Below are 13,822 nucleotides of genomic sequence, written 5' to 3' on the forward strand. Positions count from 1 at the left end.
CTCCGCTATGGCCCTTTCACCGCGTCGGCGATCTCCGGCAGCACGCCGGGGTCCTCGATGGTGGACGGCGTGGCGTACGGCCGCCCGTCGGCGATGTCGCGCATGGTGGCGCGCAGGATCTTGCCCGAGCGCGTCTTGGGCAGCCGGGCGACCACCACGGCCCGGCGGAAGGCGGCGACCGGCCCGACGTGCTCGCGCACCAGGGCGGTCAGCTCGCGCTCGACGTCGGCCGGGTCGCGGCCGGAGCCGGACTTGAGCACCACGAACCCGACCGGGAGCTGCCCCTTCAGCGCGTCGGCCACGCCGATCACCGCGCACTCGGCGACGTCGGGATGGGCGGCGATCACCTCCTCCATCGCGCCCGTGGACAGGCGGTGACCGGCCACGTTGATCACGTCGTCGATGCGGCCCATGACGTAGAGGTAGCCGTCGGCGTCGATGTGGCCGCCGTCGCCGGTCAGGTAGTGGCCGGGGTAGCGGGACAGGTAGGAGGCCTGGAAGCGCTCCTCGTCGCGGTAGAGGGTGGGCAGGCAGCCGGGCGGCAGCGGCAGCCGGACGGTGACCGCGCCCTCCACGCCGGGCGGGCACTCGCGGCCCTCGGCGTCGAGGACGCGCACGTCGTAGCCGGGGACGGGTTTCGTCGGCGAGCCCGGCTTGATCGGCAGGGTCTCGATGCCGACGCAGTTGGCCGCGACGGGCCAGCCGGTCTCGGTCTGCCACCAGTGGTCGATGACGGGGACGCCGAGCAGGTCGCTCGCCCAGTGGTAGGTGTCGGGGTCGAGGCGCTCACCGGCGAGGAAGAGGTGCCGCAGCCCGGACAGATCGTACTTTTTCGCGAAATTGCCGGCGGGATCTTCCTTCTTGATGGCCCTGATCGCGGTGGGCGCGGTGAACAGCGTGCGCACGCCGTGCTGGGCGGTCACCCGCCAGAACGCGCCGGGGTCGGGGGTGCCGACGGGTTTGCCCTCGTACAGGACGGTCGTGCAGCCGGTCAGCAGCGGCGCGTAGACGATGTAGGAGTGGCCGACGACCCAGCCGACGTCGGAGGCGGCCCAGAAGACCTCGCCGGGGGCGGCGCCGTAGACGTTGGTCATGCTCCAGCGCAGCGCGACCGCGTGGCCGCCGTTGTCGCGCAGCACGCCCTTGGGCAGGCCGGTGGTGCCGGAGGTGTAGAGCACGTAGAGCGGGTCGGTGGCGGCCACGCTGACGCACCCGGCGGGCTCGGCGGCGCGCACGGACTCGTGCCAGTCGAGGTCGCGGCCCGGCGCCAGCTCGGCCGGGCCCTGCGGGCGCTGCAGGATCACGCAGTGGGCGGGCCGGTGGGCGGCCTGGTCGAGGGCGGCGTCGAGCAGCGGCTTGTAGGCCACGACCCGGCCCGGCTCGATGCCGCAGGAGGCCGACAGCACCACCTTGGGCTCGGCGTGCTCGATGCGCAGGGCCAGCTCCCTGGCGGCGAAGCCGCCGAACACCACCGAGTGCACCGCGCCGAGCCGCGCGCAGGCCAGCATCGCGACGACCGCCTCGGGCACCATCGGCATGTAGATCACCACGGTGTCGCCGGCCGTCACGCCGAGCGCCTTGAGCATGCCCGCCGTCCGCGCCACCTCGTCGAGCAGCTCGGCGTAGGTGATCGTGCGGACGGCGCCGGTGACCGGGCTGTCGTGGATCAGCGCCGCCTGCTCGCCGCGGCCGGCCGCGACGTGCCGGTCGAGCGCGTTGTGGCAGGTGTTGAGCCGTCCGTCGGGGAACCACCGGCTCCCGTCGCTGACGACGGCGGGCGCGACGTCCCAGTCGATGTCGCGCGCCGCCTGCGCCCAGAACTCCTCCGGGCGCTGGATGCTCCGCCGGTAAGCCTCGTCATAGCCGCCCACTTTTCGATCAGACCAGCCGCCGGCCCCCGAACGCAAGCCCCGTGGGAGGGTGTCCGGATGAATGACGATCTCATCCTGTCCGTCGTGACGGGGTCGCGGGCGTACGGGCTGGAGACCGCGGCGTCCGACACCGACCGGCGCGGCGTGTTCGTGGCCCCCACCGCGGACTTCTGGCGGCTGTCCAAACCGCCCACGCACCGCGACGGGCCGCTGCCCGAGCAGTTCTCGTGGGAGGTGGAGCGCTTCTGCGTGCTGGCGCTGGAGGCCAACCCGACGGTGCTGGAGTGCCTGTGGTCGCCGATCGTGGAGGTGGAGACCCCGGCCGGGCGGCGGCTGCGCGAGCTGCGCGGGGCGTTCGTGTCGCGGCGGGCGCGGCAGACGTTCGCCGGGTACGCCGTCGACCAGTTCCGGCGGCTCGACCCGGCGGCGCCCAAGTGGAAGCAGGCCATGCACATGCTGCGGCTGCTGCTCAGCGGCCTGCACCTGATGCGGCACGGCGAGCCGCTGGTCGAGGTCGGGGCGCACCGCGACCGGCTGCTGGCCGTCCGGCGCGGCGAGGTCCCGTGGGCCGAGGTGGACGCCTGGCGGGCCGCGCTGGCGGCGGAGCTGGCCGCCGCGCCCTGCGTCCTGCCGGAGCGGCCGGACCGCGAGCGCGTGGAGGACTTCCTGGTGAGCATGCGTGAGGAGCACCTGTGAACGCGCTGCCGTCGCAGCCGTCGCTGCCGTCCTGGCTCCCGGAGATCCCCGGCGAGCAGCCGTACCCGGTGGCGTTCGCCGCGGTGAGCGGCGCCCATCTGTACGGCTTCCCGTCCGTGGACTCCGACGTGGACCTGCGCGGCGTGCACGTGCTGCCGGTCGAGGAGGTGGCCGGGCTGCGCATCGGGCCGCAGACGCTGGACCGGACGTGGACGCGCGAGGGCGTCGAAGTGGACCTGGTCACGCACGACCTGGTCAAGTTCTGCCGGCTGCTGCTCGGCCGCAACGGTTACGTGCTCGAACAGCTCCTGTCGCCGCTGGTGGTGACCTCCTCGCCGGTGCACGAGGAGCTGGTGGCGCTGGCGTCCGGGTGCGTGACGCGGCACCACGCCCACCACTACCTGGGGTTCGCGCGTACGCAGTGGCGGTTGTTCGGGCGCACGGGCGAGCTGAAGCCGCTGCTGTACACCTTCCGCGTGCTGGCGACAGGCACCCACCTCATGCGCACCGGGGAGCTGGAGGCCGACCTGACGCGGCTGCTGGCGTACGGGCCGCCGTACCTGCCGGAGCTGGTGGCGGCCAAGCGGGAGGCAGAGCACGGCGCGGCGCCGCAGGTGGCGGGGGTGGCCGAGGACGTGGCGCGGATGACGGCCGCGCTGGAGGCGGCGCGCGAGGGCTCGGCGCTGCCCGAGCGGGCCACCGCGGGCGACGCGCTGCACGACCTGGCCGTGCGGGCGCGCCTGGCGTCCCGTCCCTGACGGGGTGCGGCCGGTCAGGGACGGGACGGCAGGTCAGGCGGCGCCGGGGGCGGCCGACAGGACGAGCCGGACCGAGACGTTCTCGTACCCGGCGCGTTCGAACGCCCGCGCCATCGGGACGTTGCCCGCGTCGGTGTCGGCCATGATGCCCGGCACGCCGCGCTCGGCGTGGAAGCGGGTGATCTCGCCGAGCAGCTCGTCGACGTAGCCGCGGCCCCGGTGCGCGGGCACCACGCCGAGGTAGCCGACCACGGGCCCGGCGTCGTTGGCGGAGGGCAGCGCGACGCCCACCAGGTCGCCGCTCTTGTCGTAGGCCAGCCGCCACCAGGACCGCTCGCCCCGCATCGAGCGGTTGTCGCGGACGTCCTCGCGGGCCTGTTCCACCGGGTCCATGGTCATCAGGGCCTGGCGGGTGTGGAAGTCGAGGGTGCCCTCGGCGACCTGGCGGAAGGCGTCCACGAACGCCTCGTCGTCGTCATCGCCGCGGAAGACCAGCCGGTCGGACGGCTCGGGCACCGGCGCGCCGGGCGTCCAGGCGTAGCGCAGGCGTTCCAGTTCCTCGGTCAGCCCGGCGCGGCCGGCGGCCTCCCAGCGCCAGGCGATGGCCGCCGACGCCTTCGGGTCCTCACGCCAGCCGTTGGGGACGAACACGTGGTACTCCGGCGTGCGGCCGAACGCGGCGTGCGCGTGACGCAGCAGGTCGGCGGCCAGGCCCACACGGTCCTCGACGGAGGGGTGGACGTAGACGCAGTCGAGGGCGAGCGGCCGCTCCTCCCCGGCGAAGCCCCACCAGACGGCGCGGGCCAGGATCTCGCCGTTCTCCTCGGCGAGCCAGATGCGGTCGTAGCGGTAGTTGCGGCTCTCCAGGAAGGAGAGCAGCCGGTCGGGATGGGCCCAGCTGATGGATTCGTCGACGACGCAGCCGAGCAGGCGGTCGAGGTCAGCCTCGGCCGCGGGACGGAAAAGCACAGTTCCTCCGAGAAATGAAAATCACACTTACACCGCTAAACATCTCAGTGCCTCCCTTCTCCCGACATTTCGCAGCACTCTAGCCCAAGCCCCCGCCGTCCGCCCGCCGTTTTCCCGGACGTGATCTTCCCCTCGTGGCCGCGGGACGACGTGAGTACGCTGGACCGCGTCCGGTTTCCGGCCTTTCGCGAGCCGGCGGGACGATTCCGATGCGGCCGACGATGAGGACAGGATGGGCTCCGTGAGGTCCTACGACGACGACGCGCTGCCGCTGCAACCGCCGATCCGGCTCCCCGACGCCGCCACCCTGGCCTCCGCGGTCCGCGCCGCGCCGCTCGCGGGCGAGCTGGGCGCCTTGCTCGACCCGCCCGACGCTCCGCAGGCCGCCCTGCCTGACACCCCACAGGCCGCCCTGCCCGACGCTCCGCAGGCTGAGCAGGGTGACGAGCAGGGCGACGAGCGCGAGCGGGCCGGTGACGCGCGGGTGCTGGAGGCGTGGGCGCGGGTGTGCCGGGCGCGGCTGGCCGCCGACGAGCGGCTGCTGCTGGAGCTCATCCGCATGTTCCTGTCCAGGGAGCCGGTCGCCGGGCGGGTGCCTCAGGCGCTGACCGACCTGGGGCTGGTGCGGCAGGCGGAGCCGTACACGCTGAGCTGGCTCGGGCTGTGGGTGGCGCGGCTGATCATCGCCGAGACCGCCGGGCAGGAGATCCCCGTCATGGGGACGCTGGCCGGCGCCGACGCCGCCACGCTGCTGCACGGCCTGCGCTCCTACCCCGAGGCCGAGCGGAGCGAGGAGCTGGCGGGCTGGCTGGCCGGACGCGACCGCGAGCACGCCGCCGCCGAGATCGCCGGGGCGCTGGCCGGGGTGAGCCCGCTGAGCCGGGCGGTCGGCGTGGAGCTGCTGGAGTCGAGCCTCGGCGAGGAGGGCCGCCGGGCGCTGCGCGGGCTGCTGACGGAGCCCCGGCTGGGCGCGGTGGTCGCGGCCAGGACGGGCCACGAGGAACGGCGGCCCACCCCCGACGAGATCGCCTGGGTGCTGGTGGACATGGCGGCGGCGCTGCTGGAGTTCGGCGGCGGCGAGGCGGGCGAGGTGATCGACTCGATCGCCATGGGGATGGACGCGGAGGAGCAGGCGGGCACGATCGCGATCCTCGCCTTCGGCGACCACCCGTGGACGGGACGGGTGCTGCGCGTCGTGATCGACCACCACCCGGACGAGCGCGTCACGGCCGCGGCCCGCAAGGCCCTGCGCCGCCTGCGCGGCCTCGCCGACATCCGCACCTGACGGTCCACGGCTCCGCGGCCAGGGCCATCGGGCCAGGACTACCGGGGGCAGGGCTGCGGGGCAGGGCTCTTGGGGACGCGGACCCGCGGGCGCGGCGGCCGGGGCCGGTAGAGTCGGCCCGATGACGAAGCATACGATCTCCCCGCAGAGCGGCATCCTGGGCGACGGCTTCGGCTGCGACTGCGGCGCGGTGCTGGCCGGGCGGATGGCGGCCGAGCTGCACGCCGCCGAGAACGGCCGGTGCTCGGCCTGTCTCGGCTCGGCGGTGGAGCAGCTGGCCCCCGACCTGACGCGCGGGTGCACGGTCTGCGCGGCGACCGGGGGCCGCAAGGAGCAGATCACCTGGCAGCTCGCCCACACCGAGGCCGAGGAGCTGATCACGATGACCGTGGTGCGCGGCATCGTGGCGGGGCTCGACGGGCCGTTCCACCTGTCGGAGATCGCCGACACCGTGCGGGCCGGGTTCGGGCTGCCCGCCGGGCGGCTGCCGGTGGGGCCGCGCGTGCGCGACCTGCTGCTCCAGCTCCAGGCGGCGGGCGAGATCGCCATGCTGTCGGCCCCCGACGAGCTGCTGGGCACCGACCAGGTGCTCTACCGCGACCCCCAGTGGCAGCGCACCCGCACCCTCGGCCTCTGACCCACACCCCCGCCCGGCAGGTCAGGGGCGATCGGTCGGCCGTCCGGCGGGTCAGGGGCGGCAGAGGATCTCGCCGTGCAGGACGGAGAGCCAGCCGTCGTCGGCGGCGGCCCATTCCAGCCAGCCGTCGGCCATGCGCTCCAGGTCGGACTCGGTGGCCGCGCCGGTGGCGAGCGCCTGCTCGGCCAGCGCCGAGCGCCGGACGCGGTCGGCCCACATGCCGCCCCACCACGCGCGGTCGTCGGGGGTGGCGAAGCACCAGGTGGAGGAGGTGGCGGTGACCTCCTGGAAGCCGGCGGCGCGGGCCCAGGACAGCAGGCGCCGCCCGGCGTCCGGCTCGCCGCCGTTCGCGCGGGCCAGGCGCTGGTAGAGGGCCATCCAGTCGTCCAGCGCGGGCAGGCGCGGGTACCAGGCGAAGGCCGAGTAGTCGCTGTCCCTGGCCGCGACGTAGCCGCCGGGCTTGGTCACCCGGCGCATCTCGCGCAGCGCCCGTACCGGGTCGCCCACGTGCTGGAGCACCTGGTGGGCGTGGACCAGGCAGAAGGTGTCGTCGGGGAAGTCGAGCGCGTGCGCGTCGGCGACGGCGAAGTCCACGTTGCCCAGCCCGCGCGCGCCGATCTCGGCCCTGGCCAGCGCCAGGGCGTCCTCGGTCACCTCCGACGCCGTCACGTGGGCCACCAGCGCGGCCAGGTCCGCGGTGATCGTGCCGGGCCCGCTGCCGACGTCGAGGACCTTCATCGCGGGCCGCAGGTGCGGCAGCAGGTACGCGGCCGAGTTCTCCGCGGTGCGCCACCGGTGCGAGCGCAGGACGGATTCGTGGTGCCCATGGGTGTAGACGGCGTCCATCGAAAGACTCCTTCACGACGATGTGTGCTCCGACCCTAGCGCGAGTCTCATCTATCGAGAGGATGTGTCTTTCTATGTGAGACTGCGTCGTGCGTCCGGCGGCGCTCATAGACTGGTCGCGGCAATGTTTCGGCAAAAGGAAGGCGTGGTCGTGGGAGAGGTCCGGCCGATCGTGCACGTGGGCGATCCGGTGCTGCACCATCCGTGCGAGCCGGTCACCCGGTTCGACGGCGAGCTGGCGGCGCTGGTCGACGACATGTTCGCGAGCATGTACGCGGCCGAGGGCGTGGGCCTGGCCGCCAACCAGATCGGCGTGCCGCTGCGCGTGTTCGTCTACGACTGCCCCGACGCCGAGGGCGTCGGCCACAAGGGCGTCGTGGTCAACCCGGCCCTGGAGCTGCCCGGCCTCGGCGAGCGCCGCCTCGATCCCGACGACGAGGGCTGCCTGTCGGTGCCCGGCCAGTTCGCCCCGCTCCCCCGCCCCGACCACGCCACCGTCCACGGCTTCGACGCCGAGGGGCGGCCGGTCACGGTCGAGGGCACCGGCCTGCTGGCCCGCTGCCTCCAGCACGAGACCGACCACCTCGACGGCTACCTGTACATCGACCGCCTGCCGGCCAAACGCCGCAAGCAGGTGCTGGCAGCGTACGAGCAGTCCATGGCCGCTAAAGAGGACATTTCTCCGCTATAGTGGAGGAATGCAAGGTGAAGGCGTACTGTCCAGCGGGCTGTCCCTGGCCGCGCTGGGCGGTCGCATCCGCGCCGAGCGGCACGGGCGCGGGTTGTCCGTCGAGCGCCTGGCCGAGCTGAGCGGCATCAGCCGGAGCATGGTCTCCGACGTCGAGCGCGGCGCCAAGTCGCCGACCGTGCTGGTGCTCGACCGCCTGGCCACGGCCCTCGGCACGTCGATCTCCCGGCTGCTCGACGAACCGGCGCGCGAGGACGTGCGCGTGCTGCGGCACGACCGGCAGCGGGTGCTGCGCGACCCGTCGGGCTGGGAACGCCGGGTGCTGTCGCCGGTGCTGGCCGACGTGGAGTTCGAGTTCATGCGGACCACCATCGGCCCCGGCGTGGACGCGGGCGAGTTCGCCCCGCACGCCCGGGGCTCGCGCGAGTACCTGGCCGTCGAGCGCGGCACGCTGCGCCTGACGATCGACGACCGGCCGTACGAGCTGGCGGCCGGCGACTCGGCCGCCTACCCCGGCGACCACCGCCACGCCTTCGCCAACGACGGGGCCGACGACTGCGTCTTCTACCTGGCCATGGAGCTGAATGGCGGCCGCCACGAGACCGGTCACCACGACACCCCGAACCACGACACCCGGAGGGAATCCCCGCATGGATGAGCTGCGCCGCGCCGGCGTCAGGGCTGCCGAGATCGCGGCCGCCCATCTGGAGGGCGTCCCGGCCGGGCCGGTGTGGCGGCCGGTGCCCGCCGACGAGCGCGCCTGGCTGGGCGAGCTGCCGCTGCCCGAGGCCGGGCGTCCCCTCGACGCGCTGCTCGACGACGTGAGCGCCCATGTGCTGCCGTACCCGATGGGCAACGGGCACCCGCGCTTCTTCGGCTGGGTGAACTCGCCGCCCTCCCCCGCGGGCGTGATGATCGAGCCGCTGGCCGCCGCGCTCAACCCGAGCTGCGCGGGCGGCGACCACGCGGGCCCGCTGCTGGAGCGTACGGCGGTGCGCTGGCTGGCCGAGCTGGTCGGCTTCCCCCACCCGCCCGGCGGCGGCCTGCTGACCAGCGGCGCGTCGATGGCCACGATCATCTGCCTGGCCACGGCCCGGCAGCGCGCCGCGCTCGCCGACGGCTGGGACGCCCGCGAGGAGGGCCTGCACGGCCGCCCGCCCATGATCATGTACGTCACCGAGGAGGGCCACAGCTGCCTGCACAAGGCGGCCCAGTTGCTCGGCCTCGGCACCCGGAACGTCCGGAAGGTGCCGGTGGACGCCGCCTTCCGCATGGACGTCGGCGCGCTGCGCACGATGATCGCCGACGACCTGGCGGCCGGCCTGCGGCCGTTCTGCGTGGCGGGCAGCGCGGGCACCGTCAACTCCGGCGCCGTCGATCCGCTCGACGCCATCGCCGACGTGGCCGCCGAGCACGGGCTCTGGTTCCACGTGGACGGCGCCTACGGCGCGCTCGGCGTGCTCGACGCGCGCTCGGCGCCCGCCTACGCGGGGCTGGACCGGGCCGACTCGCTGGCCCTCGACCCGCACAAGTGGCTCGGCGTCCCGGTGGGCTGCGGCTGCGCGCTGCTGCGCGATCCGGCCGCCGCGCGGGCCGCCTTCAGCCTGGTGCCGTCGTACCTGATCGACGACAACGCCGACGACCTGGGCTGGTTCTCCGAGTACGGGCCCGAGCAGACCCGTCCGTTCCGGGCGCTGAAGACCTGGGCGACGCTGTCGTACCTGGGCAGGCAGGGCGTCACGCGCCTGGTCGAGCACACCGGCGGCCTGGCGCGCACGCTGGCCGCCATGGTCGAGCAGGCCCCGGACTTCGAGCTGCTCGCGCCGGTCGCCACCTCCATCACGGCCTTCCGCCACACGCCCGCGACGGCCGGGCCCGGCGGGCTCGACGCGCTCAACCGGGCCCTGCCGGGGGCCGTCCAGGCGCGCGGCAACGCCTTCCTCACCGGCACCCGCCTCGGCGGCCGGGACGCGCTGCGGGCCTGCTTCCTGCATCCCGACACCACCGAGGACGACCTGGCGATCCTGCTTGAGGAGATCCGCCTGGCGGCGAAGACGCTCTGAGCCCCGGTAAAGGGCTTCTCCACGGACGTACCGGACACGCACGGCCGGACGCCGGGATCCGACAAAGCCCTGTGAGCGGTCCCCCGGCCCGGGTAGTAAGCGGCCGGGACGTGAGCAAGCAGGAGGATCCCATGGCAGAGACCGTGGCAGACGTGATGACTTCCCACCCGGCGACGGTCGAGTGCGACCAGCCGGTGTCGGCCGCCGCGGCGCTCATGCGCGACAACGACGCGGGCGCGGTGATCGTCAACGAGAACGGGCGCATGAAGGGCATCGTCACGGACCGGGACATCACGATCCGGGTGGTGGCCGACGAGCGGGGGCCGGAGACGCCGGTCAGGGAGGCGTGCAGCCCGTCGGTCGAGGCGGTCGGGCCCGACACGAGCATCGACCAGGCCGTGCAGATCATGCGCTCGCACGCCGTGCGCCGCCTTCCGGTCGTCGAGGACGGCCGTCCCGTCGGCATCGTAAGCCTGGGCGACCTGGCGGTGGAGCGCGACCCGGACTCCGCCCTCGCCGACATCTCGGCCGCGGAGGGCAACCGCTAACGTGGCCGTGTGATCACCGTCGAGGACGTCCGGCGCTTCGCGCGCACCCTTCCGCGCTCGTCGGAGCACCTGATCCGGGACCGGGTCAAGTTCCGCGTGGGAAAGATCGTCTACGTGGCGTTCTCGCGGGACGAGACGCTGATGGGCTTCGGGTTCCCGAAGGAGGAACGCGAGGCCCTGGTGGCGGCCGAGCCCGGCAAGTTCCTCATGCCGGGCGAGTCCGACCTGCGCTTCAACTGGGTGGTCGCCCGCATGGACGCCCTCGACGCGGCGGAGATGCGGGAGCTGGTGCTGGAGGCGTGGCGCATGTGCGTCCCCAAGAAGGTCCGCCTGGAACAGCAACTCCAGACCGGCCCCTGACCCGTCCGGCCCGGTCCGGCCGTGCACGCCGGCCGGTGAAGGCCGCGTACACCGGCCCGTGAACCACCCCTGAGGCGCGCCACCGGCCGATCCTGCCCGTGCGCGCCTCTTTCGGCGTGCCCTGTCCACCGTGCCCTGTCCGCCGTGCCCGATCCGGCGAGCCGTGCCTCGGCAGGGGGACGATGGGCCCCCGCGGAATGGGACCCCTGTGGCATGAGCCCCTTTGGGGAACGAATCCCACAAAAAGGGCAGAAGCCTGTAAGTCAGATAAGTCCCCCTTCTCTGCATATTTCCGTTGAGTCGGCAGCCCTGGGCCAGAACCCGACTTCTTCCATTCGGATTCAACAGGCAATTCTTGGCACCAGTCACACCAGCACCACCCGTAACACCCCGAATCCTCCCGATTCGGGCTATACACCGCTTACCCGCATTGCTGCGGGTTGGCAGGTCACGACATGCGCCAGCATTCCAGGCGCGACCCTCACCCGAAGCCTATTCACATTACCGACAATCCGGACAGCATCCCCCAAAGGCTACTCCTGCCCTGGAATTTAGTTCGGATCACAGTGAAGTAACAAACCCTCCTAAATGTCGTCTAATTCGGTCAGTATGGCCGCTAAAAATGAGAGGGATACGCGTCTCGAACGGGGCGAGACCCATTCATGCCCTCATCTGGCAACGCCTTTTCACCGAAGGACTCGGATATGACATCAGCCTTGCGCTGCCGGGCGACGCGCGCTCTCGTCGTCATGGCGGGGGCGCTGGCGCTCGCGCTGCCGGTACCGCCGCACGCCCTACCCGCCCGCGCGGCGGCGGCCGCCGCCCCGGAGACGCTGCCCCTGGACATGGTGGTCGCGGTCGACGAGTCGGGCAGCCTGTCGGCCGGGGCCGTGTCCCGGGAGATCGAGGCCACCTCCACGATCGCCCAGAGCGTGCTGAACCCGCAGAGCAGGGTCACCGTGATCGGCTTCGGCAGCAACAACGGCCGGCCCGGTCAGAACGCCGTCGACCAGGTGTGCCGGCCCACCGTCGTGGGCGACGGCGTCAGCCTGCAGTACCTGGCGGAGTGCGTGAAGGGCCTGCACCGGCGGACCGACGAGGAGGGGAACGACACCGACCACGTGGCGGCGCTCACCCAGGCGCTGGCGACGCTGCGCGACGGGTCGCCCGCCAACGCGCTCAAGGTGGTCTTCCTGCTGACCGACGGCCACCTGGACGTGCCGCGCAGTCCCGCCTACGGCAGCGGCTCCGAGAGCGACCCGGTGGTGCGGCAGCGCCGCAACGAGGGCGCCGCGCAGCAGCTCGGCGACGTGATCGGGCAGACCCAGCGGGAGGGCGTGCAGATCTGGCCGCTGGGCTTCGGCGCGGGGGTCACGCAGGAGAACCTGGACAGGTTCGCCGCCGGCGGCTCGCGCGCCGGGTGCGACGCCCGCGCCGAGTCCCGGCCGCGGGCCCGCATCGTCCGCGACGACAGGGACGTCACCCGCTCGCTGTTCGAGGCGTACGCCGCGGCCAGCTGCTCGGGGCTGACCCCGACGGACTCCACCACCGTCGAGGACGGCCAGGTCCGCGAGCTGAAGGTCGAGATCCCGCTGATCGCGACCGACGGCACCATCACGGTCAGCAAGAGCGACCCCCGGGTGCTGGCCGAGTTCGTCGACCCCCGCGGCCGTACGGTGACGACCGGCACGGACGGCGACTCCACCTTCGCCCACAGCGGCGCGAACACCGCGACGGAGGCGCTGCGCATCGTCAACCCGCTCAACGGCACGTGGACGGTCCGGCTCAAGGCGCCCCAGCGGCTCAGCCGGCGGCTGGTGAGCGCGACCGCGCTGTGGCAGGGCGCGGTGCAGGCCACGATCGTGCCGGAACCGCCCTCGGCCCGCGCCGGGCAGGAGGTCAGGATCCGGCTCTCCCTGGTCACCCGCAAGGGCGCGATCACCGACGAGGAGGCGCTGCGCGGCCTGACGTTCTCGGTGACCGCCACCGGGGGCGGCCTCGCGCAGCCGCAGACCGTCCAGGTCAGGGACGACGGCAGCGCCCCGGACGACAGGGAGCACGACGGCCGGTACGCGGGCGTCTTCGCCGCGCCGCGGGGGCCGGGCGACGTCACCCTGACGGGGGTCGTCGCGGGCATCGGCATCAGGGCCGAACGGGTGCCGACCACCGTCACGGTGGGCTCCGCGGAGACCGTCGTCCAGGGCCAGATCGAGTTCGACGGCGACGGCACCGTGCGTCAGGGGGAGGTCGTGCGCGGCCGGGTGACCGTGCACAACGGCGCCTCCTCGCCCAGACGGGCCCGCCTGACGCTCCGGAGCGTCGCCGGGGTGCGCGCGACTCCCGCCCCCGACGGGCCGGTCACGCTGCCGCCCGGCGACTCCACCACCCCCTTCGCCATCGGCTTCGGCAAGGACGCGGCGCTCGGCGGCGCGTCCTTGGAGGTGCGGCTCGCCGACGACGGCGACCCGGCCGTGGCGTACGCCTCTGGGCTGCTCACCGTCACGGTCGAACGCCCGCCCACCTGGTGGGAGACCTACCGCAGGTACATCGCGGCGGCCGCGCTCGTCCTGCTGCTGGCGGCCGTGACGCTGCTGATGGTCCGCGCCGCCCGCCGGCGCAGGGTGAACGTGCGCGGCCTGTCCGTCGCGCTGACGCTCGACGGCGAGCGCACCGGCGCGGAGCTGAAGGCGCCCAGCAGCTGGTCCCCCCGCTTCCGGTTCGCGCTGCGCGGCGACACCTACGCCGCGCGTCTCGTGCCGCCCAGGCCCGGCGACGACGACCAGGCGTTCACGGTCTGCCGGGCCGGCGCGGGCGTCACCGTCGAGACGCCCGAAGGCGACCGCTACCCGCTGGGGATGGGGGTGGAGAGCGAGCCCCTGCCGAGCGGGCACCGGCTGGTCTTCCGGGACGCGGCGAAGCGGCGCGGCACGACCCGGCGCACCGGGCTCCGCCGCCCTCCGGACCCGGCCACGGCGACCCCCGAACCCGGCCCAGACCCCGGCCCAGACCCCGGCCCAGAACCCGGCGGCGAGCCGCGGGACCGGGAGGACTCCTGGCAGCGGACCGCCCCCGACTACGACAGCCCCTGGCTCTGAGGCCGC

At 73.6% G+C, this 13,822-nt stretch carries 13 protein-coding genes; 10 read left to right on the forward strand and 3 right to left on the reverse strand.

Annotated elements, in window-relative coordinates; all coding sequences use genetic code 11:
* Positions 1-5: 5 nt before the first annotated feature.
* Complete coding sequence (locus ACIBQ8_RS07665; RefSeq protein ID WP_397191474.1) at positions 6-1,871, reverse strand: propionyl-CoA synthetase; 1,866 nt, start codon at positions 1,869-1,871, stop codon at positions 6-8.
* Between the two features lie 57 nt (positions 1,872-1,928).
* Between ACIBQ8_RS07665 and ACIBQ8_RS07670 the strand changes: the two genes are divergently transcribed.
* Together ACIBQ8_RS07670 and ACIBQ8_RS07675 are read left to right on the forward strand one after the other, a co-directional pair.
* Positions 1,929-2,567 (forward strand): DNA polymerase beta superfamily protein, encoded by a 639-nt coding sequence (locus ACIBQ8_RS07670; RefSeq protein ID WP_397173956.1) that lies wholly within the window; start codon positions 1,929-1,931, stop codon positions 2,565-2,567.
* Positions 2,564-3,325: a DNA polymerase beta superfamily protein gene (locus tag ACIBQ8_RS07675; protein WP_397191475.1), complete on the forward strand. Its 762-nt coding sequence runs from the start codon at positions 2,564-2,566 to the stop codon at positions 3,323-3,325. Before ACIBQ8_RS07670 ends, ACIBQ8_RS07675 begins: the two co-directional genes overlap by 4 nt.
* 33 nt (positions 3,326-3,358) lie before the next feature.
* Here ACIBQ8_RS07675 and ACIBQ8_RS07680 read toward each other — a convergent pair whose 3' ends face one another.
* Positions 3,359-4,294, reverse strand: a complete 936-nt coding sequence (locus ACIBQ8_RS07680) for a GNAT family N-acetyltransferase (protein WP_397191476.1) — start codon at positions 4,292-4,294, stop codon at positions 3,359-3,361.
* A 241-nt stretch (positions 4,295-4,535) separates the two neighbouring features.
* Between ACIBQ8_RS07680 and ACIBQ8_RS07685 the strand changes: the two genes are divergently transcribed.
* Positions 4,536-5,579, forward strand: coding sequence for a hypothetical protein (locus ACIBQ8_RS07685; RefSeq protein ID WP_397173950.1), 1,044 nt, complete (start codon positions 4,536-4,538; stop codon positions 5,577-5,579).
* 121 nt (positions 5,580-5,700) lie between these two features.
* Positions 5,701-6,216: a hypothetical protein gene (locus tag ACIBQ8_RS07690; protein WP_364337432.1), complete on the forward strand. Its 516-nt coding sequence runs from the start codon at positions 5,701-5,703 to the stop codon at positions 6,214-6,216.
* Positions 6,217-6,267: 51 nt separating this feature from the next.
* On the opposite strand, the gene ACIBQ8_RS07695 is transcribed toward ACIBQ8_RS07690, so the two are convergent.
* Positions 6,268-7,062, reverse strand: coding sequence for a class I SAM-dependent methyltransferase (locus tag ACIBQ8_RS07695; protein WP_397173948.1), 795 nt, complete (start codon positions 7,060-7,062; stop codon positions 6,268-6,270).
* Between the two features lie 151 nt (positions 7,063-7,213).
* On the opposite strand from ACIBQ8_RS07695, the gene def reads away from it, so the two are divergent.
* From def to ACIBQ8_RS07725, 6 genes are all read left to right on the forward strand, one after another.
* Entirely contained in the window at positions 7,214-7,753 is a 540-nt protein-coding gene (def, locus tag ACIBQ8_RS07700) for a peptide deformylase (RefSeq protein WP_397173947.1), read from the forward strand.
* Positions 7,754-7,760: 7 nt separating this feature from the next.
* Positions 7,761-8,408: a helix-turn-helix domain-containing protein gene (locus tag ACIBQ8_RS07705; protein WP_397191477.1), complete on the forward strand. Its 648-nt coding sequence runs from the start codon at positions 7,761-7,763 to the stop codon at positions 8,406-8,408.
* Positions 8,401-9,813, forward strand: a complete 1,413-nt coding sequence (locus tag ACIBQ8_RS07710; RefSeq protein ID WP_397191478.1) for a pyridoxal phosphate-dependent decarboxylase family protein — start codon at positions 8,401-8,403, stop codon at positions 9,811-9,813. The genes ACIBQ8_RS07705 and ACIBQ8_RS07710 overlap by 8 nt, the downstream gene beginning before the upstream one ends.
* 131 nt (positions 9,814-9,944) lie before the next feature.
* Positions 9,945-10,361 carry a CBS domain-containing protein gene (locus ACIBQ8_RS07715; RefSeq protein ID WP_352325227.1) on the forward strand — a complete coding sequence of 139 codons (417 nt, stop codon included), beginning with the start codon at positions 9,945-9,947 and terminating at the stop codon, positions 10,359-10,361.
* 9 nt (positions 10,362-10,370) lie between these two features.
* Positions 10,371-10,721, forward strand: a complete 351-nt coding sequence (locus tag ACIBQ8_RS07720) for an MmcQ/YjbR family DNA-binding protein (protein ID WP_364088265.1) — start codon at positions 10,371-10,373, stop codon at positions 10,719-10,721.
* Positions 10,722-11,425: 704 nt separating this feature from the next.
* Positions 11,426-13,816 carry a vWA domain-containing protein gene (locus ACIBQ8_RS07725; protein ID WP_397191479.1) on the forward strand — a complete coding sequence of 797 codons (2,391 nt, stop codon included), beginning with the start codon at positions 11,426-11,428 and terminating at the stop codon, positions 13,814-13,816.
* Positions 13,817-13,822: the final 6 nt, after the last annotated feature.

The organism is Nonomuraea sp. NPDC049646, from assembly GCF_044465525.1.
Classification (GTDB): domain Bacteria; phylum Actinomycetota; class Actinomycetes; order Streptosporangiales; family Streptosporangiaceae; genus Nonomuraea.

Excerpts from the sequence above, each read along its gene's own strand:
- ACIBQ8_RS07670 (WP_397173956.1), top strand. The coding sequence starts at position 1,929 with ATGAATGACGATCTCATCCTGTCCGTCGTGACGGGGTCGCGGGCGTAC.
- ACIBQ8_RS07690 (WP_364337432.1), top strand. The coding sequence starts at position 5,701 with ATGACGAAGCATACGATCTCCCCGCAGAGCGGCATCCTGGGCGACGGC.
- ACIBQ8_RS07695 (WP_397173948.1), bottom strand. The coding sequence starts at position 7,062 with ATGGACGCCGTCTACACCCATGGGCACCACGAATCCGTCCTGCGCTCG.
- ACIBQ8_RS07705 (WP_397191477.1), top strand. The coding sequence starts at position 7,761 with ATGCAAGGTGAAGGCGTACTGTCCAGCGGGCTGTCCCTGGCCGCGCTG.
- ACIBQ8_RS07710 (WP_397191478.1), top strand. The coding sequence starts at position 8,401 with ATGGATGAGCTGCGCCGCGCCGGCGTCAGGGCTGCCGAGATCGCGGCC.
- ACIBQ8_RS07715 (WP_352325227.1), top strand. The coding sequence starts at position 9,945 with ATGGCAGAGACCGTGGCAGACGTGATGACTTCCCACCCGGCGACGGTC.
- ACIBQ8_RS07725 (WP_397191479.1), top strand. The coding sequence starts at position 11,426 with ATGACATCAGCCTTGCGCTGCCGGGCGACGCGCGCTCTCGTCGTCATG.